We start from the raw sequence: 18,350 nt of genomic DNA on the forward strand, positions 1-18,350 counted from the left end.
ATGAGCACCCAAAATCTGTCAGTCGCTCACATTGACAGAGTTTCGGCGCTCATTATACGTTGTAGCGCAATCAGTCGACGGGTTTCGACCGGGAGGAATATAGCAACTGGCCGCCATTTGGTGGCGGTTCTCAGTGGGGGTGGGAGCTGATTTATTTTTCATATTTTCACGGGCTGACCACCCGCTTCCGGCCGACAGCGGCCCCTAGTGACAGGCAGCAGTCGGCCAAAAAACTCAGTTTCTTCTTACCTAAATAAGTGAAGGCTGCGGGCCTGATAGCTCAGACGCTGGCATAAAGCTGTCATAACACGGACGAAAGGCCGTCAATCAATCTGCGCAGATTGTGCTCATGGCAGTGCTTATAGCGGTTGCCACTTCCGCATTGGCAGAGCGAGTTCCGGTTTGCCCCGTTGGCGATTACTTCCACCATGAAGTTGTGGGCAAGCTCGAATGATTGGTAGAGGTCGGCATCTCGCCCCTCAAGAGTGAGGCCATTGGGTGTCTGGCCAAACCTGCTGAAGTTCGCCTCGCATAGCCGAATGAAGTCGCCGACGATCTGGTTAGTGGATGCTGGGCGGCGGATGCTGTCGATGCGGCTCCCTTGGTAAGTTCGCGAGGAATCAGGGAGAAAAACGACTGTTTTGTCCCCATCAACCTTCGGCGTTATGTCGTGAAGCGAGCAGTCCGGCGCTCTCCAGACGGCATGGAACTCCGCTTCGGTGAAGACCGCTGGCCAGTCCCATATCTGCCACCCGTACACTGTCGAGCCTCCAGCTCTCCGAATCTGCTCCTCCACATTCGAGTAGCACTCTCCCGGCACTGCAAATTCCTGCGGCTCAACCGCCATCACGACCGGTTTTTCTGGAGAAACCTGCCTGCAAAAATCTAGTATCCGCGCCGGTAGTTCGATTGGCGCACGGGTATTGCTCATTTCATTCGTCCTTGAGGGAGAAGCTAGGGACTGCACTATAAGATGGCTGCGACTCTTCGACCCAGATGCCTACGGCGCACTGTCCTACGACATTGTCGACACTCATGGAAAAGGCAACAGATTCATTTAGTGGCCAGACTGGCTACTTCTGGCCAACCGCTGCCGGTCGAGATAGGCCGAACCGGCCAAAATTAGTCAGCCGATATCTGGAAGATTAGTTCTCTTTAGCCACATGTGCTGACCTTGGGGGTGGGAAGAACTCACTTCCTAAAAAGATTTTTAATTTCTTGGATCTTTGTAAATAAAGGAAGAAAGCCTTCAAATGAGACTTCATCAAAAGGAGCGACCTCGTCATAAATATTTGTCGCAAAATCAACCTTGCTTAACGCCACGCTAGCTTTAGTAGAAATGTTTATGACGCTTGAGTCGCAAATCAATGATTTTGGGGGAGTCCTGATAAAAATAAAAGGATCTACGAGGTGGCAACTATGCTTATCAAACTCACTTTTTGAATATAGACGTCTTCCAGCGGTGTCAGCTTTAAATAGATCTGAGTCTTTATATAAATGCTCTATGCAGATATCAGTCTCCACCCTAAAAGCAGGTCGAGGAATAATTAAACTAAAAACGTTATTGTTATGATCCATGTAGTCGCCAGACGAGCCGCCCATGGTTTTCACATAGGACTGTTCATCTCGATCAAAGATGCATATTGTTAGGCAGCGCTGAGCGTTGGCGCTAAGAGTTTCGCATAAAGACTTTAAGTTGCTGCTCCCATATTCCCTTTGGTTTGGGAGCGTCAGTCTGAGATCCGGATAAAGTCCTTTATCCTGGGCATTTTTGAAAGCTTTCTCTATATGTTTTTTATCAGTGACACCTTCTACAAAAAGCTGTACCTCTTCGATAACCGATAATGCTGACATTTTAGCGTCGAATGTGAATTTATCATCCAGACTTTTAAGTTTCTTGGCGAGACTTAAATATACCGGGTCAGCCTCACCTTTAACATGCTTTACGAAATTGATTTGGCCTCGCACAACCCATCGAAAGCGTGGCGGCTCGCCTGCCCTATTTCTTGAATCGACTTTACTGCGCCAATGCTCCTCGGCAGCCTCTAAGCCAAATTTCTCCCACGAATAAAGTGCTGCTCGAATATTTTTAATATATTCACGCGGTACGTTGGTACGGGAGTTTACGACAATTCCAGTTACGACTTGGCGCTGAGAGATCGGCTTAAGGGAGGTTTTTTCTTCATTTGGCAGGAAGCCCGCGCGCAAAATTTCAAGCTTCAATTCTTCGCCAATTATCACATTGCTCTCGGTATCGCTTTTTCGTGCAAGAGCAGTAGGGAATAAGCTATTGCTCGTAGAGAAAAACAAATCATCTGCGTACCGACTGTAATAGCATTTATGCTTGGATGCTAGGCGCTTTAAATTATAGTCTAAGCCCTTGCAAATAACGTTTGTAATCCATGGGCTTAGTGGGCTTCCCTGCGGGAGAACTCCATCTTTAGTGCTGATGAGCGCAAGCGCTCGGGCGGCCTTTGGGGTCATGTCAAAAGGCGGGTTTTTAAACATTCCAGAGACCCGCGCAGTAGTTATGCTTGGGAAAAAGTCTTTTATATCGACTCTTAGCACCCATCTCTGCCTAACATGGACAACGCTATTTTGGAGAATACCTCGTCCTGGAATGTATCCATAGACGCAGTGTCTGAAAGTCGCTTCAGGAGATAGCTTGTTTAGAATTGTTCGTTGAAGCTCTTTTAGGCCCCGGACAGGGGCATCAATTGTTCGCTCCCCTCCCGAACGCTTTTTGATCGAAAAGGAGGTGTACGCTTTTGTGGGGTCAATATAATAAGCATAATATGCAAGCACCCCCCTTTTGACCCCAATGTAGTTCGCGAGGTCTTGATTATTTTTTATTTGGGGAATAGCCATCTTTAATTCCTTAAACGGAAATGCACACTCAGGACTCCAACTACGCAGAGCTATCCATCTGCGCGCGACTCGAAGAGTCAAAGGTGTAAGTGCAACAAGCTAAGACGAATCGATCTTAGAAATGCGAGTCCTGAGTGGGCGGACGGATCATAATTCAGTTGTAGAAATCTGCCAAGACTTCGAGAAGTTATAAGGTCCTGAGATGCAGGATCACTCAGAAAGATCCAAAGTGAGGGAAAGAGAACCGTTTTTTTACCCTACTAAATGTCCGCTTTTGGCCGATTAGATTTGAAGCGCAGGCAGTTCGAGCAGGGCAGTGGGTTGCTGCCTTTGGTTAGAGGGTGTCGGGACGCTGTCTCGGGATTATGCCCTTGAGATTACGAGCTGGCTTTCCGCCGCAGCCATCAGTACGGCCGTACTGCAATCGAGCGCACCAGCGATCTTGAAGATGATTGCCAGCGTGGGCATGTGTTCGCCACGCTCGACCTTGCCCATGTGCGAGCGCTCGATACCGGCCACGTTCGCCAGCGCTTCCTGCGCGATGCCGCGCTCCATGCGTAGCGCGCGCACCGCGGCGCCGAAGGCTTGCGCCAGCTCGGCATCGAAGGTGGTGGTACCGGCTGGTCGGCCGGGCTGGACGGATCGCTTCTGCATGGACAGAAGCGTCGGGTCGAGAGAGAATCAAAACCACGTTATCTTTAACTCATTGATGGGGCTTCCGGCACTTTCGTGCTTTTACAGAAACCCGTGCCGGTGGATTTCATCAGAACCGTAGAGGCGCCTACGTGTCTTTCCTGACTTGCGTAATGCCGACTCCATGCCTGGGCGCCTTCACGGTTTCACTGGCATGCGTATCCGTGCTTTTGGGGGAATGCACGAATCCGCATCGGCGGATTGGCGATTCTGTGTGGAAACACATCCGTGTATCGACGCTTACGTGCAAGGCACGTCCGCCTTATGGTGCGCAGCCATGACCCTGTCGCTTATCACCGAGGCGGAGCGCGAGCAACTGCTGGCGAACGGCCGGGCCCGGGCGGCGGGCCAGGTCATCGACCCGTTGCCGGTGGTGCGCCTGTTCACCCCAGACGCGCATGCGACCTGGCTCCTGACCGAGCTCAATCCGGCCGACGAGGACACGGCCTATGGCCTGTGCGACGTGGGTATTGGCATGCCCGAGCTGGGAGCTGTGAAACTGTCCGAACTGGCGTCTATCGTCGGGCCGCTCAAGCGCCCGGTCATGCGCGACCTGTACTTCCGAGCGACGCGCACGCTGTCTGAATACTTGCGGCTGGCGCACCTCAACGGCTCGATCCTGGACTGACCGAGTCGCCCGTCCGGTCCCTTTCATCGAGGGGCGTATCGTGATCGACTCGGTCCGAGTCCAGACCGTACCTGTCTCAATCGGCACTGTTGCAGTCAGGCGATATAAGCCTGACCGAATGGGTCATGATGGCTACCGCTCAAGGTCGCAGGATATGTCTGGAGCCACACCATTGAAGGACGGTGGCGCAGTCGCACTCGGACGATTCGTGCAACGCTTCGGAGTCAATCGGTCTTGATGCAGTCGCTTGACGCATCTCCACATGAAGCTGTGTCGAAGAGGCCCTGACTTCGAGTTGGGAGCTCGTGGAGACGGACCCTGTGCAAAGGGAGGTTGCCTCATGGCTGATCGCGACACCGAGCATTGGTATCCCATCGCGGCCTACCTCTATGTCCTGCATCTGGATGACCTCGCCTTGGCCTGGGAGTACCTGCGCAGGAATCCAGAGTATCGCTGCGACTGGCAGCATCGGCGCCGTCGGCCCAAGGCTGCGCATTGCTGGGGGTTGCGCTTGCTGGAAGACCCGGCCCTGGATGCGCGAGACGCGCTTCCAGCCTGGTTCCCAGACCACCCGGAGCTGATACAACTTTATCCCGATGTCGATCCCATGCCCAATGCCGCGCCGTTCGATTTCTGGCGCATCCCAGGCAGCAAGAGCCTGATCCATGACGGCAGGCGCCTGCTGCTGACGACACGCTGGCCGGGCTGCTGCCTGCGGCTGGCCGTCGCTCCCGGTCTGGAGGACGGAATGGCCTATGTTCATGCCGTTCGGGCCTGTGCACGCTACTGCACAATCGCGACCGGACTGAACAAACTGGCTGTTGCGGCTGATGCTATACCGCTTGCGGCGGTACGGTGCCGGCCCAGTCCCGCCGCGCTGCTGGAGTTGCATACCCTTCAAGCACTCGACGCTACTCTGGCGGGAGCGTCCTTGCGCCAAGTGGCCGAAGGGCTGTTTGGCCGGGCCGCGGTGGTCGGCTGGCATGCCGACGGAGGCCTGCGCTCGAAGGTGCGCCGCCTGGTGCGGCGCGGCCGGACGCTGATGCGCGGTGGCTATCGCCGTCTGGCACAGCTCGATGGGTGTGGGGAGGGTTGTTCCGCGCTGCCCGCAAAACGACCCTGAGCAGACCGCCCACCATTCCTGAGACTGCCTCCATCTGGCCGCGCTAGTGCGGTCGGGCAGTCCTGAACGATGGAGGCTCACCTCATGCGACCTGCTCCCGTGCGATCTGCTGTTACCCACCCAAAGCCCCTGCAGCCCACAGTCACTGTCCAGCCGCAGCGCTACCTGACCAACGACGAGGCGGCCGAATACTTGCGCCTGTCGCCGCGTACGCTGGAAAAACAGCGCGTAATTGGTGGCGGCCCGCGCTTTCGCAAATTCGGTCGGCGCGTCATGTATGCCCTTGCCGATCTCGACAGCTGGGCTGACCAGCGCAGCTTCGAGGTTACGTCCGATCCTGAATATGCCGAGCATCACTCGGCCGACAGTCGTGCGCGCTGATCGGCGGTTCGCTGGTGGCCATCGCCATGTCCAACTCTTCGATGGAGCGGGAACAGCTCGACCTGTTCCGCGCCTTGCCGGGCGATATAGCGCCGCGCGACAGCCAGGATCTGATGGCCTATCCGTTCTTCTCGCTGGCCAAGTCTCGGCGCACAACGCCGATCGACTTCCGCACCAGCAGCGTTACCGTACGAGTGGAGGGCACGCTGGAGCACGGCATCGCCACTATCTGGGATGCCGACGTGCTGATCTGGGCTGCCAGCCAGATCGTGGAGGCGCGCGACGCGGGTTTGCATCCGTCGCGCCTGATGCGCGCTACGCCCTACGAGATTCTGCGCTTCATTGGGCGGGGGGTGTCACTACGCGACTACCAGCGCCTCAAGGCCGCCCTAGATCGTCTGCAATCAACCACGATAGCTACGTCCATCCGCGAGACCACAGGGCGGCGATTGCATCGTTTCTCCTGGATCAACGAGTGGAAGGAGTTGGCCGATACCCGTGGCACACCGCTGGGCATCGAACTGATCCTGCCAGACTGGTTCTATGCGGGCGTGCTGGACGCCGCCCTGGTGCTGACCATCGATCCAGCGTACTTCCGGCTCACTGGCGGCATCGAGCGCTGGCTATACCGCCTGGTGCGCAAGCATGGGGGCAAGCAGCCGGACGGCTGGCAGTTCGACTTCCGCCATCTGCACCGCAAGTCGGGCAGCACTGCGAGGCTCGGCGACTTCGCCTGCGACTTGCGCGTTCTGGTGGCTCGGCAGTCGCTGCCCGGCTACGTGCTTGGTATCGAGCGAATACCGGAGGCCAGCACGGAGCTGCTGACGTTCCGACCCGTGTCGCCCACGGCACGGGGGTAACTGCGGGAAAACCTGTGCACGGGCTCGTGCTATCAGGCGTACGGGGTATCGTGCTATCAGGCGTGTCCCTATCGTGCTATCAGGCGTACGAAATCGTCTGCAGACCAGAACCTGCGCTGGATCCAGGCCCCCTTAACTTCTCTAACTTTAAAGCTTTAACTTTTTATAAAGGCGCACCGTTGCGGTGGACAACTGCAAAACGGCACGGTCAGGTCGGATTCTCCGCAGGGAGGTCCGCGCCATGATTATCGCCTTACTCAACCAGAAAGGCGGCGTGGGCAAGACTACGCTCGCCACACACATCGCTGGCGAGTTGGCGATGCGCGGCCAGAATGTGGTCTTGCTGGATGCCGACCCGCAGGGCTCAGCGCTGGACTGGACGCAGCGGCGCGCCCAGCAGGGCTTACCGCGCTTGTTTGGTGCCGTGGGCCTTGCCCGCGAGACCCTGCATCTAGAGGCACCCGATCTGGCTCGTCGCGCCGATCACGTGGTCATCGACGGCCCGCCGCGCATTGCCGCTTTGGCGCGTTCCGCGCTGCTGGCGGCCGAGCGCGTGTTGATCCCCGTGCAGCCTAGCCCCTACGACCTGTGGGCCAGCGCAGAGATGGTCGCGCTGATTCGCGAGGCGCAGATGTTCCAGCCTGCGCTGCGCGCGGCCTTCGTCATCAACCGGCGCGTCAGTACCACCATCATCGGCCGCGAGGCGCGCCAGGCATTGGCCGAGCAGCCGCTGCCGGCGCTGCATGCCGAGGTGCGCCAACGTATCGTCTTCGCCGACAGCGTGGCCGCAGGACGTCTCGCCCGCGAGACGGCACCGGATAGCGCCGCCGCGCGCGAGATTGCCGCGCTGGTCGACGAGCTGCTGCGGTGGACGCCATGACCACCGAGCGCGGCAAGCGCACGGCCATTGGCGTGCGCCCTCCGGCGAGTCCGCATGCCGAGGCGTGGGTTCGTCAGGGCGATGCTGGCGGCCTGCAGAAAGGCGATCTCTACACCGCGCGTCTGACCCTCGATATCACGTCCGCCATGCGCGCCCGCATCAAGGTCTTGGCGTTCACCCAGGGGGTGACGGTCGCCGATTTGCTGCGTGCGCTGTTGGAACGCGAGTTCCCGGAGAAAGCCCCATGAACTCACAGCGCTCGGTGGCCACGCCTGTGCCGCAGCCATTGCTCGCGGTGCTCGTCGGCCAGACTGACGCCGCACAGCTGACTCGCGTCTCGCTCGCCTACGTGGAACAGCGCATCAAGCTCTACCTGCGCTTCGGCGAACCGGCGCGCACCGACCGCTTGGACCACTGGCGACGTGTCGCGGTGTTCCTGCCGGGTGCCGTCTTCTGTCGCATCCGCTGGCAGGCCAACGACTACGGAATGATCCGCTGGCAGCTCATGGTGATGCAGGCTTGCACGTCGCTGGACGCGGCGCAGCGCATCCCCGGCGTGCTGCCGGGTGCGAGCCTGCTGCTGCACGCCGAGAGCGAGCCAGCTGTGCGCGCCGTGCTGCCGCAGATCAATGCCATCGAGGCGTTGGGCATCGCGCCGTGCGCCGTTCCCCCCGCGTATTGGCGCATGCTGGGCAACCGGCTCGCCGCGCACCAGCCGCTGCCAGCGTACACGGCCGAGCGGCATGCAGCCTGGTTGACGGGGAGGCTGCTGTCGTGACCGTCGCCGCCGCCCCGCGTCCTCGCTCGCGCCTGCGCGCCCGCATCGCATTGGCAGGTCTGTCCACCTGTGGCCTGGCTGCGCTCGCTTGGGCGTCATTCGTGCAGCCCGATGCCCGCGTCATCTACAACCCTTCGGACAGCGTGGCGGTTGGCTGGTACCGAGTCGATCCGCCCGGACACCGGATCGGCTCGCTGCCAGTTGGCAGCATCGTGCTGACCCAACTACCGGATGCTGTCGCATTGTTTGCCGCACAGCGCGGCTACCTGCCGATAGGCATCCCATTGCTCAAGCGTGTGGGCGCGGTTGCGCCGCAGGAAGTGTGTATCACTGATGGATCTGTACGCATCGACGACGTGCCCGTGGCCGTCGCATTGCTTGCCGATCGAATGGGCCGGTCATTGCGAGCCTGGCCGGGCTGTCGCCGACTTCGTTCCGGAGAGCTGTTCCTGCTGAGTACAACCAATCCGGGGGCGTTCGACAGTCGCTATTTCGGGCCGGTTGACGCTTCCGCCGTGCTCGGTGTCGCGCATCCGCTCTGGTTGGAGACGAGCCGGTGATGGGGGGCGACTTGCTGCACTTCGTCGTGGCATCCGACGTGTCGACCGGCTGGCTGTTGCCGTGTCGTTGTGCGTGCAGCGCGGGTGCATTCGCACCGTGCTTCGCGCAACCTCCGACGTATCCGTCCAACGTGCAAACGTCTTGCCACGAGCGCACGCGGCCCTTGGCCGTCACAGCGTTCGCCGGTGGGCTGGCTGCGAACAGCTTTATGCCTCCGGGCCGCCGACGCCTAGAGCGCAGGCGACAGGCAAAGGCGGAAGGCAAGACAAAAGGGGGCGGCACTTGGCCTTCCGCAACTTCAGTCTGCACGTGGGGTGGGAGCGGCACGGCGCGGTTTCGTCGCCGTGCCGTGTATTGCGCGTAGCGCTCGCTGCTGCAGGCATGCCCGCGTGCTTCGCACGCCAGAACACGCTCTGGCTTACCGAGGGAGCAGCCATGACCGACCGACGCGATGATGATTTCCGAGTGCGCCCCAGCGCGCCGAAGGGCCGCGATCAGGGCTTCGTGTCCAAGGTGCTCAAGCAGGTCGGCAAGGCCGGCGGCAAGTCGGCTGTGCGGCGGCCGGCACTGTCCGGTGGCAAGGGACAACATACCGGTCAGCGGCCTGGCTCGCGCCTAGGGCGCGGGCATACGGCGGCGTGTTTCGCGGGCGCCTCGCTTACGCCACTCTCGCGTCGGGTGACCATCAAGACGCTGCTGGTCAACCAGCGCCAGGCCAGCCCGCAATCGCTGGCCAAGCACCTGCGCTACATCGAGCGCGATGGTGCCGGCCGCGATGGGGAGCCGGGTAGGGCCTACGGGCCGCAGGCGGACGATGCCGACCTCGGTGCATTCAGGGAACGCTGCACTGACGATCGACATCATTTCCGCTTCATCGTCGCACCTGAGGACGGTGCCGAGCTGGACGACTTGCGCACCTACGCCCGGCACCTGATGAGCCGCATGGAGGCTGACCTGGGTACACGGTTGGACTGGGTAGCGGTGGATCATTGGAATACCGACAACCCGCATACCCACATTGTCCTGCGTGGGCGCGACGACACCGGCAAAGACCTCATCATCGCCAGCGACTACATCGCCCATGGCTTCCGTCACCGGGCCGCGGAGCTCGCCACCGAATGGTTGGGGCCGCACACCGAACTGGAGATCCAGCAGACCCTCCAGCGCGAGGTGGAGCAGGAGCGCTGGACGAGCCTAGATCGCACCCTGCGGCGCGAAGCTGGGCGTGATGGACTGCTGCAGATCGAACGCCTCAACGAACCGCGGCTGCAGCGCCAACGCCAGTTGCTGATTGGCCGTCTGCAACGTTTGCAGCGCATGGGTTTGGCCGACGAGGTCCGGCCCGGCACCTGGACCGTTCAGGACGATGCGGAGAAGACCTTGCGTGCGCTGGGCGAGCGGGGTGACATCATCCGCACCCTACAGCGCGCTATGAGTGGCTGGTCGCGTGAGCTGGCCGTGTTTGAACCGGGGGAGGTGGCGCGCGCTGTGATCGGACGAGTGGCCGCCATGGGACTGGCCGACGAGCTGCGTGACCGGGCTTACCTGGTCATTGATGGGGTCGACGGCAAGGCTCATTACGTTTCACTCAATTCCCTCGATGAACTGGCGAACTACCCCGTAGGATCAGTGGTGGAGGTGCGCGGCTCGGCCGAGATACGCGCGGCCGACCGCAACATCACCGAGCTGGCAAGCGATGGTCTGTACCGCGCAGATCATCACTTGGCGATTGCCCAGGGTCAGGCCAAGGATGGTCGTGACCCACAGGAAGTCGTTGCGGCTCACGTCCGTCGGCTGGAAGCCCTGCGGCGTGCCGGCATCGTGGAACGTGTGGCTGAAGGACTATGGAAGGTACCTGGCGACCTGCCCGAGCGCGGCCGTCAGTACGATGCGCAGCGCCTGGGTGGCGTGTCCGTGGAGCTGAAGTCACACCTGCCGATTGAGCGGCAGGCCTGTGTGATCGGTGCCACCTGGCTGGACCAGCAACTGATAGGCGGTGGGCGAGGATTGGGTGACCTTGGATTTGCTGGTGAGGTGAGGAAGGCCATGCAGCAGCGTGCCGATTTTCTAGTTGAACAAGGGCTGGCGGAGAAGCAAGGCCAGCGTGTGATCCTGGCGCGAAACCTACTGGCGACGCTGCGCAATCGAGAGCTGGTGCAGGCGGCTAAGGATATCGCCGCCGAGACTGGGTTGGAGCATCGGCCGGTACTCGATGGCCAGCGTGTGGCCGGTATCTACCAGCGCAGCCTCGCACTCTCTAGCGGGCGATTTGCTCTGATCGAGGATGGTGTGAGTTTCAGTCTGGTTCCCTGGACCCCAACTGTAGAGCGCTACTTAGGCCGATCAGTTTTCGCCACAATCAGCGGGAAGGGAGCAGCCTGGGATGTGAGTCGCTCCATGAATAGGTAGTTGTACTGAGCTGACCTGAAATCTTTAGGGCAGATATGAACTGGATCATGCTGGAGTTGCTGTTGTGGCCGAATTTGCTTCAGCACCATCTGCGGGTAATTCGAATGCTGTCATCCAGCTCAATGCAGGCTGACTGCGACTCAGGGTTGGGGGGGTATTGCTGAATACCCTCTAAGAGTCATTCCCGGGTGATGCCTGCACTGCGAATCTGACTCCTCCGAAGGGATGCCCCCTTCATGGGAGGAGCTATGACACTAAAAACAAAAAAGGCCAAGGCACGGCAGCCCGCATTGCTGCCACTACTTTCAGTAGCAATGATTCTGGCGCCCCACGCTCAGGCGGCGAACTTTGACCTAGGGGAGATTCAGGGCAGCTTCGACAGCAACTTGTCGATGGGTACCAGTTGGGCTGTGCGCGATCCGGATCGGGACTTCGTAGGTGTTGGCAACGGTGGCAAAGCTTCGACCTTGTCATCCGACGATGGCAGGTTGAACTTCAAGAAAGGGGACGTTATTTCCAACACCTTTAAAGGTGTACACGACCTAGAGCTGAAGTATGGTGATTCGGGTGTTTTCCTGCGTGGTAAGTACTGGTACGACTTTGAACTCAAGGACGGCGAGCAGCAACTCTATGACATTGATGATCATGGTCGCAATCGCAGCGCCAAGGCATCCGGTGCGGAGTTCCTCGATGCCTTTGTATACACCGGTTACCAGATAAATGATCTGTCGGGCAATGTGCGTTTGGGTAAGCAGGTTGTTAGCTGGGGAGAGAACTTATTTATTCGCGGCGTCAACCAGATAAACCCGATTGATGTTGCCGCTTTTCGACGTCCTGGTGCCGAGATCAAAGAGGGGCTGATCCCGGTCAATATGTTCTATGTCAGCCAAGACCTGGCCGATAACCTGTCAGTAGAGACGTTCTACCAACTGCAGTGGGCCAAAACAGTTGTGGATAACTGCGGCACATTCTTCTCGGGTACTGACGTGGCTGCCGATGGTTGCAATGACCGTAACGTAATTTATGGCAGTGACTACAACCGTAATAATGCTGGCAATTTATTGGTGCCGCGTTTGAAGGATCGTGATGCTCGCGACGGTGGGCAGTATGGGGCGGCTCTGCGCTGGTTTGTTCCTGAGCTGAACGATACCGAAATTGGCTTTTACACTATGAATCTGCATAGCCGGCTGCCCGTTTACAGCATGAGCAGCAGTACGGTTCTCGATGCGACTGATCCGAGCTTTGATCCCAATATTGTCGGTAACGCGCCAAACGCTGGCTATCTCATCGAATACCCCGAGGACATGCGACTGTATGGTCTGAGCTTTCAGACCACCTTGGGCACAACCTCGGTCAGCGGCGAGCTGAGCTATCGGCCGAACATGCCGCTACAGCTCAATAGCACTGATCTAACCTACGCAGCCCTTGGTCTGGACTCTGTCACCAACCTACCGCCGGCATGGGGTGGGCTGGGGCAGTCAATCAGTCCTGAAATCATTCAGGGTGGGCCTTTGCAGCCAGGCGCATACATGGCCGGATACAAGCGTATGCCCGTTACTCAGGTGCAAATGTCGGCTATCCACTTTATTGATCAGATTGCTGGCGCGGATCGCATGACGCTCATGGGAGAGGTGGCTTACAACCGCATCAACGGATTGAAGAGCGGGCCTGGAGAACTGCGTTTTGGTCGCGACTCTATCTATGGTTACGGCGAGGTTGGCGTTCCGGGGGTGTGTGAGGGGCTGCTGAACACTGATAACCCTGGCAACTGTAATGGGCACGGCTTCTATACCGGTGGCTCTTGGGGTTACCGCCTAGCCACCAACCTTGAATACAGCAACGTCTTCGCAGGGGTCAACCTTACCCCCGAGGTTGCCTGGTCGCACGATGTCGATGGCTATGGCCCCAACTTTAATGAGGGCGCCAAGTCTGTGTATTTAGCACTTAACGCCAGTTACCAGAATCGCTATAGCGCCTCGCTCTCATACACCGACTTCTTCGGTGGTGAATACAACCCGACCACTGACCGGGACTATATCGCCGCCAGTGTCAGTGCCAGTTTCTAATTCAAGGAAAACGCCATGAAAAAGCATTTATGGTTACCTGCCGCCTGCCTGGCTGCGGGTTGTTTCAACCTGCCGGTGGTCGCGGCTGACTTTGCCGGTCTCACGCCCATGGGCGCTGAAGCAGCGGGCAATAAAGAAGGCACTATTCCAGCCTGGACCGGCGGGTTGGCAACGGATGCGGCAAGCGTCGACAGCAAGGGTTTTCTAGCCAATCCCTTTGCCGGAGAAAAGCCGTTGTTTGTGATCACCGCAGAGAATGCCGAGCAGTACCGTGAGCACCTCAGTGATGGGCAGTTGGCGATGCTGCGTCGTTATCCGACAACTTATCATCTGCCGGTTTACCCAACTCACCGCACGCTCGCCTTGCCACAGCGCCTTTACGACGCTGCGGCGATCAATGCTAAGGCCACCAAGCTCAGCGCGAATGGCTTGAGCATCGAAAACTTCACCACCAGCTATTACCCATTCCCGTTGCCTAAAACCGGCACCGAAGTCATTTGGAACCATGAGGCGCGTTATCACGGCGGTAACTTTCGGCGCTGGATTACTCAAGTCACTCCTCAAGTGAATGGTGACTTCACGACGGTGCATTTCGAAGAGGAAATTGTCGAGCCCTCACAGGTCGAAGGAATTGAGCCTGCACGTGCACAAAACCTGCTGCAGCTGTTCAAGCAGAGAGTCACGGCGCCTGCGCGTTTGGCTGGGAACGTGTTGCTGGTTTACGAGACTCTCGATCAGTTGAAGGAGCCGCGCTTGGCCTGGATCTACAACGCGGGCCAGCGCCGTGTGCGTCGCGCGCCACAGGTTGCCTATGACGGCCCAGGTACTGCCTCAGATGGTCTGCGCACAACCGACAATTTCGACATGTTCGGCGGCGCCATGGATCGTTACAACTGGAAGTTACTGGGCAAACGCGAGGTATACATTCCCTACAACAGCTATGAGCTGGATTCACCAAAACTTAAATACGAGCAAATTATCAAAGCAGGGCACATCAACCAGGATCTGACCCGCTATGAACTGCACCGGGTTTGGGTTGTGGAGGCCACCCTTAAAGAGGGTGAGCGCAATATCTACGCCAAGCGCATTTTTTATGTAGATGAAGACAGCTGGCAGATTGCTCTAGCCGACCACTACGACGGCCGCGGTAAGTTGTGGCGCGTTGGTGAGGGGCATGCCCAGCAGTACTTTGACCATCAAGTCATGGGTTACACGCTGGAGGCATTGTACGACCTGGAGGCGGGGCGTTATTTGGCCCTCGGCATGAAGAACGAGGAAAAAAGAAGTTTTGAATATGGCTTCAAAGTCCAGATGAGTGACTACACGCCTGCGGCGCTGCGCAAAAGTGGCGTTCGCTAAACCTAGATTAACGTCGGCTGGGCCAGCGTGCCCAGCCAGCCAATTGCAACTTAGCAGGTGAATTTAATGAAAGTATTGTCCATCGGTGGCGGCGGCGGCATGGGCAGAACCACTGCGCGCACCGCGCTGGGGTTTGCGTTTGTCGAAGAGATCATCCTTGCCGGTATCGACCACGACCGGGCGGCCCGTTTCGCTCAGTCACTGAATGATCCACGTATCCGCTCGATTCATTTAGACATCACAGACGAAGACAGTCTGCGTCAGGCTATCAGCCAGTGCGATGTGGTGCTCAACTCGTCTGGCCCGTTCTTCCGTTTCGGCCTCCCCGTGCTACGCGCAGCCATCGCCGAAGGAAAACATTACTGCGATATATGCGACGACTGGGAGCCGACTCTGGATATGCTTGCGCTGCATGAAGTGGCCAAGCAAAAAGGCGTCACGGCAATCATCGGGCTTGGTGCCAGCCCTGGCATTGCCAATCTGTTAGCGGTCAAGGCCGCCGAGCAATTAGATGTAGTACACGAGCTTTACTCAGCTTGGCGGCTATCTAACGCTAACAATGAAGACGACGGTTTCTTCGATGAGGCCGAAGCCAATACCGATGCTGCAGCGGTGCATTTGGTGCATTGCCTAACCGAGAAAATCCCCCTGGTACGCAATGGCGCGTTAGAAGAGCGCCTGCCTCTGGAGCACTGCCAGATTGATTATCCAGGCTACGGAGAGCTTTCCATTTGGTCTATTGGCCACCCGGAGGCGGTAACCTTTCCGCGGCATTTTTCGGAATTGCGCAATTGCCTGAACGGCATGTTGGGTGTCGATAGCATCATCGACGATTTGCACCAGCTGGCGGATCAGGTGCGTGCTGGCGCCATGAGCCTGGAACAAGCGGCGGCCGTGTTGACCAGCGACGGTGGCCGTGAGAAGCGTCGTGAACGTTTGCAAGAAAATGAAGCTGTCGATGCGCCGGGCATTCTGGCTTATGCCGCGGGGCTAAAAGATGGCCGGCCAGCCCGTGCGGGTGCGCGTTTGCAGCGTGTGCCAGGCAATGGCATGAACTCGGTGACTGGGATTCCTCATGCGCTTTTCCTGCCTTTATTGCAGCAGGGAGCTATTAAGGGGCCTGGCGTATTCTCTCCTGAGCAGGCAGTTGATGCTGATGCTTTCTTTGCGCTATTGAATGGTTTTGCCGAAGGCAAAGATTGCGGATTGAGCGTTACATTCGCCAATTAACCCCGGCAAGAGGAACGTCACAATGATCATGCCAAGCGAGGTGCCGAAACAACCAGGCCTGATCGTGCGTAGCCGTCTGCTGGAAAGATTAGAACCAGAGCATTGCCGGCGCATTCGCCTCCTGCATGCCCCGGCTGGGTTTGGTAAGACTGAACTGGCTCGGCAGTTTAGCGAGCATTCTCACCATCCTCGAGCGCTGTGGCTTGACCTGCACAACGCCGAAGGTGGCCTTGAGCAACTCTGTGCTGGGCTTACTGGGTTACTTAATCTTGCCAGCCCATCTTTTTTTGCAGTTGAAGAAGCCCTTAGAAAACTATCAGATTGCCTGATTGTGTTGGATGGCTACTGCGCTGAAGAGGCCGCGGATAAGTGGCTTGAACGACAGATCAGCCAGTGCTCTTCTTCGCTGCAGTGGCTGATCTGCACGCGCCGTCGACCGGCGTGGCGGATCGGTCGCTGGTTACTGAGTGGTGAGCTGCTTCTGTTGGATGGTGAAGCTCTGGCGCTAAGCTATAGCGAAACGGAGCTACTTCTTTCTCGGCTAAACATGGGGCGGAGTATCTCCGTTACCGATCTGCAGCAGCAGAGTGACGGCTGGGTAGCTGGCATACGCTTGCATTTAATGTCTCTGCAGACGGCAGGCTTTCGCGCCAATGGCATGCTCCATCGCAATTCGCACATACAGGACTATCTAGACATTGAGGTGCTTGAAGGGCTGTCACCGAAAATGCGGTCTTTGCTGTGTATTATTGCCCACGCGCCGTTTGTCGATGGTCCGCTCTGCGCGTTTCTTGCAGACGATCCCCTAGCTCTGCGCCAGCTACTTGAGCAACAAAGCTTCTTGCATTGTCTGCCAGGTTCTGAGGATCGCTTCACGCTGTTTACGCCACTCAAGCGCATCTTGCAGGAGCGTTATCCAGACCAAGCAGCGCCCTTGCTCGCAGCCAGTATCTGGCTGCACCTGGCGGGTGCGCACATAGAAGCCTTTCGTTATGCGATGGCGATTCCGGACACTTCACGTGCGCTGATTTCAGTGGGGCAGATCGCCCTGCGGGAGCTGTACGCGGGGCAGAATTTGAGTTATCTGCTGGAGGGCATCGACAAACTCGGCCTTACCTGGATTGAACAGCACCACCAGGCCTTGGAAGTTGTTACCAGAGCGCTACTGTTGGGTGGCCGCTTAGAGCCGGCCGAAGCCGCGATGCAACTGATTGCAGAGCAGAATAGCGACCTATTTTTGGCCCTGAGCGCCGAGCTTTACCTGCACCAGGGACAGGCTAAAAAAGCCCTTGAGTTCGGCTTTCGCTCCCTTGATGGGCTTGCCCGAGACGGCTTATGGCCGCAGATGATTCTCTGCCTGTCCTGCCTGACTCGCGCCAGTTTGGCCTTGGGCGACATCACTACGGCGAAGCATTTACAGCAACAGGGCATTGAGTTGTCTCGGCGTAAAGGCGAGGTACTCTTTGAGTGCTTGCTGACGCTCGATCATGCGCAAATTGAGGAGCTGGCCGGCAATCTGCCTAAAGCTCTACGAGCGCTTGATCAGGTCGCGATGTTGCTGCCGCAGACTTCTGGTTCTGCATTACTACAAGGCGGCAAGTCGATTCGTCGTGGTTGGTTGTTGATACTCACTGGCCAAGAGCGTCAAGCGCGAGCCTCTTTGGAGGCGGGTTTGCTGCTGACTCAGGCGTGCCGCAGTCCGGTTAGCCTTTACGCGCATGCATTGCTTGCCCAGCTAGAAGCAAATAATGGGCGTTTTGCTGCGGCGCAACAGCGGCTCGCCAATGTGCAACGGCTTATGCATTCCTGGGGCGTTGCCGAAGTGCTCTATCGTAGCGTACTCACACTGAGTACGGCCCGAATATGGTTGCGTAACCAGCACCAGAGTTCGGCTAGTCAATTACTGTCGCGGTTGCGCGAGCAATATGACGGCGAACTGGCCCTTTCTCCGCCTAGTTCTTTCCCTGAGCTGCATGCCTTGATGGGCTTACTCCAAGCTGAAGCTCTGTGCTCTAAGGGTGACCTCGTCCAAGCAGGCAATCTACTCGACGCGGTGTTAGAGCGGGCCGAGGGTAATGCTTTCGACATCGTTGTTTGTCAGGCCCTTTACGCCCTAGGCGAAGTCCGCCGCTTGCGTGGTGACCTAACACAAGCTGAGCGCCTGTTGGCCTCAGCCACTGCCATGGCACTGCGTCAGGGCCAGCATAATCTGCTCAATAACAGCCAAACGGAGGGTGCGCTTCTTCTCGATAGTGATCGCAGTTCTACGCTAGAGCTTGTAGGCGATTGTCCGTCAGCACCACTCGAGCTGCTAAGCCAGCGTGAATTAGCCGTCCTCAGCCTGATCGCCAAGGGGTATCCCAATGGTGAAATTGCCAACGTACTTTCGATCTCTCCGCATACCGTGAAAACCCACGCCAAACACATCAACTCTAAGCTGAAAGTCAGTAACCGAACCATGGCCGTTGCTCGTGCCAAGGCTCTTGGTCTCCTGCTGTGACGCTAAGGAAGCAC

The 18,350-nt window shown here is 58.0% G+C and carries 15 protein-coding genes and 1 pseudogene; 13 read left to right on the plus strand and 3 right to left on the minus strand.

Annotation, left to right across the window (positions count from 1 at the left end):
* Positions 1–301: 301 nt before the first annotated feature.
* From AC56DI_RS07700 to AC56DI_RS07710, 3 genes are all read right to left on the minus strand, one after another.
* Positions 302–931 (minus strand): SEC-C metal-binding domain-containing protein, encoded by a 630-nt coding sequence (locus AC56DI_RS07700; RefSeq protein ID WP_496345624.1) that lies wholly within the window; start codon positions 929–931, stop codon positions 302–304.
* Between the two features lie 260 nt (positions 932–1,191).
* Entirely contained in the window at positions 1,192–2,868 is a 1,677-nt protein-coding gene (locus AC56DI_RS07705; RefSeq protein WP_496345625.1) for a reverse transcriptase domain-containing protein, read from the minus strand.
* A 363-nt stretch (positions 2,869–3,231) separates the two neighbouring features.
* The gene (locus AC56DI_RS07710) at positions 3,232–3,522 is read right to left on the minus strand and encodes a helix-turn-helix domain-containing protein (protein ID WP_496345626.1); all 291 of its coding nucleotides are present in this window, start codon (positions 3,520–3,522) and stop codon (positions 3,232–3,234) included.
* 316 nt (positions 3,523–3,838) lie between these two features.
* On the opposite strand from AC56DI_RS07710, the gene AC56DI_RS07715 reads away from it, so the two are divergent.
* From AC56DI_RS07715 to AC56DI_RS07775, 13 genes and pseudogenes are all read left to right on the plus strand, one after another.
* Positions 3,839–4,189 (plus strand): DUF2958 domain-containing protein, encoded by a 351-nt coding sequence (locus AC56DI_RS07715; protein ID WP_496345627.1) that lies wholly within the window; start codon positions 3,839–3,841, stop codon positions 4,187–4,189.
* A 340-nt stretch (positions 4,190–4,529) separates the two neighbouring features.
* Complete coding sequence (locus AC56DI_RS07720; RefSeq protein ID WP_496345628.1) at positions 4,530–5,312, plus strand: DUF2285 domain-containing protein; 783 nt, start codon at positions 4,530–4,532, stop codon at positions 5,310–5,312.
* Between the two features lie 84 nt (positions 5,313–5,396).
* Positions 5,397–5,693 (plus strand): helix-turn-helix transcriptional regulator, encoded by a 297-nt coding sequence (locus tag AC56DI_RS07725; protein ID WP_496345629.1) that lies wholly within the window; start codon positions 5,397–5,399, stop codon positions 5,691–5,693.
* Between the two features lie 26 nt (positions 5,694–5,719).
* A complete protein-coding gene (locus tag AC56DI_RS07730; protein ID WP_496345630.1) occupies positions 5,720–6,553 on the plus strand; it encodes a replication initiator protein A in 834 nt (277 codons plus the stop codon).
* 241 nt (positions 6,554–6,794) lie between these two features.
* A complete protein-coding gene (gene parA, locus AC56DI_RS07735) occupies positions 6,795–7,433 on the plus strand; it encodes a ParA family partition ATPase (protein WP_496345631.1) in 639 nt (212 codons plus the stop codon).
* Complete coding sequence (locus AC56DI_RS07740; RefSeq protein ID WP_496345632.1) at positions 7,430–7,681, plus strand: chromosome partitioning protein ParB; 252 nt, start codon at positions 7,430–7,432, stop codon at positions 7,679–7,681. The genes parA and AC56DI_RS07740 overlap by 4 nt, the downstream gene beginning before the upstream one ends.
* Entirely contained in the window at positions 7,678–8,211 is a 534-nt protein-coding gene (locus AC56DI_RS07745) for a DUF2840 domain-containing protein (protein WP_496345633.1), read from the plus strand. The genes AC56DI_RS07740 and AC56DI_RS07745 overlap by 4 nt, the downstream gene beginning before the upstream one ends.
* Positions 8,208–8,771: a S26 family signal peptidase gene (locus tag AC56DI_RS07750; RefSeq protein WP_496345634.1), complete on the plus strand. Its 564-nt coding sequence runs from the start codon at positions 8,208–8,210 to the stop codon at positions 8,769–8,771. The genes AC56DI_RS07745 and AC56DI_RS07750 overlap by 4 nt, the downstream gene beginning before the upstream one ends.
* Positions 8,772–9,207: 436 nt before the next feature.
* The gene (locus tag AC56DI_RS07755; RefSeq protein ID WP_496345635.1) at positions 9,208–11,181 is read left to right on the plus strand and encodes a DUF3363 domain-containing protein; all 1,974 of its coding nucleotides are present in this window, start codon (positions 9,208–9,210) and stop codon (positions 11,179–11,181) included.
* Between the two features lie 248 nt (positions 11,182–11,429).
* Positions 11,430–13,247: a DUF1302 domain-containing protein gene (locus tag AC56DI_RS07760; RefSeq protein ID WP_496345636.1), complete on the plus strand. Its 1,818-nt coding sequence runs from the start codon at positions 11,430–11,432 to the stop codon at positions 13,245–13,247.
* Positions 13,248–13,346: 99 nt separating this feature from the next.
* Positions 13,347–14,606 (plus strand): annotated as a pseudogene (locus AC56DI_RS07765) (DUF1329 domain-containing protein); the annotation flags it as partial.
* A 66-nt stretch (positions 14,607–14,672) separates the two neighbouring features.
* Entirely contained in the window at positions 14,673–15,836 is a 1,164-nt protein-coding gene (locus AC56DI_RS07770) for a saccharopine dehydrogenase family protein (protein WP_496345637.1), read from the plus strand.
* A gap of 22 nt (positions 15,837–15,858) precedes the next feature.
* Positions 15,859–18,336, plus strand: a complete 2,478-nt coding sequence (locus tag AC56DI_RS07775) for a LuxR C-terminal-related transcriptional regulator (RefSeq protein ID WP_496345638.1) — start codon at positions 15,859–15,861, stop codon at positions 18,334–18,336.
* Positions 18,337–18,350: the final 14 nt, after the last annotated feature.

Source organism: Pseudomonas sp. BGA-UO-ETr-WB11, assembly GCF_059567785.1.

Excerpts from the sequence above, each read along its gene's own strand:
- AC56DI_RS07720 (WP_496345628.1), top strand. The coding sequence starts at position 4,530 with ATGGCTGATCGCGACACCGAGCATTGGTATCCCATCGCGGCCTACCTC.
- AC56DI_RS07745 (WP_496345633.1), top strand. The coding sequence starts at position 7,678 with ATGAACTCACAGCGCTCGGTGGCCACGCCTGTGCCGCAGCCATTGCTC.
- AC56DI_RS07770 (WP_496345637.1), top strand. The coding sequence starts at position 14,673 with ATGAAAGTATTGTCCATCGGTGGCGGCGGCGGCATGGGCAGAACCACT.
- AC56DI_RS07715 (WP_496345627.1), top strand. The coding sequence starts at position 3,839 with ATGACCCTGTCGCTTATCACCGAGGCGGAGCGCGAGCAACTGCTGGCG.
- AC56DI_RS07730 (WP_496345630.1), top strand. The coding sequence starts at position 5,720 with ATGTCCAACTCTTCGATGGAGCGGGAACAGCTCGACCTGTTCCGCGCC.
- AC56DI_RS07740 (WP_496345632.1), top strand. The coding sequence starts at position 7,430 with ATGACCACCGAGCGCGGCAAGCGCACGGCCATTGGCGTGCGCCCTCCG.
- AC56DI_RS07755 (WP_496345635.1), top strand. The coding sequence starts at position 9,208 with ATGACCGACCGACGCGATGATGATTTCCGAGTGCGCCCCAGCGCGCCG.
- AC56DI_RS07725 (WP_496345629.1), top strand. The coding sequence starts at position 5,397 with ATGCGACCTGCTCCCGTGCGATCTGCTGTTACCCACCCAAAGCCCCTG.
- parA (WP_496345631.1), top strand. The coding sequence starts at position 6,795 with ATGATTATCGCCTTACTCAACCAGAAAGGCGGCGTGGGCAAGACTACG.
- AC56DI_RS07760 (WP_496345636.1), top strand. The coding sequence starts at position 11,430 with ATGACACTAAAAACAAAAAAGGCCAAGGCACGGCAGCCCGCATTGCTG.
- AC56DI_RS07775 (WP_496345638.1), top strand. The coding sequence starts at position 15,859 with ATGATCATGCCAAGCGAGGTGCCGAAACAACCAGGCCTGATCGTGCGT.
- AC56DI_RS07710 (WP_496345626.1), bottom strand. The coding sequence starts at position 3,522 with ATGCAGAAGCGATCCGTCCAGCCCGGCCGACCAGCCGGTACCACCACC.
- AC56DI_RS07700 (WP_496345624.1), bottom strand. The coding sequence starts at position 931 with ATGAGCAATACCCGTGCGCCAATCGAACTACCGGCGCGGATACTAGAT.
- AC56DI_RS07705 (WP_496345625.1), bottom strand. The coding sequence starts at position 2,868 with ATGGCTATTCCCCAAATAAAAAATAATCAAGACCTCGCGAACTACATT.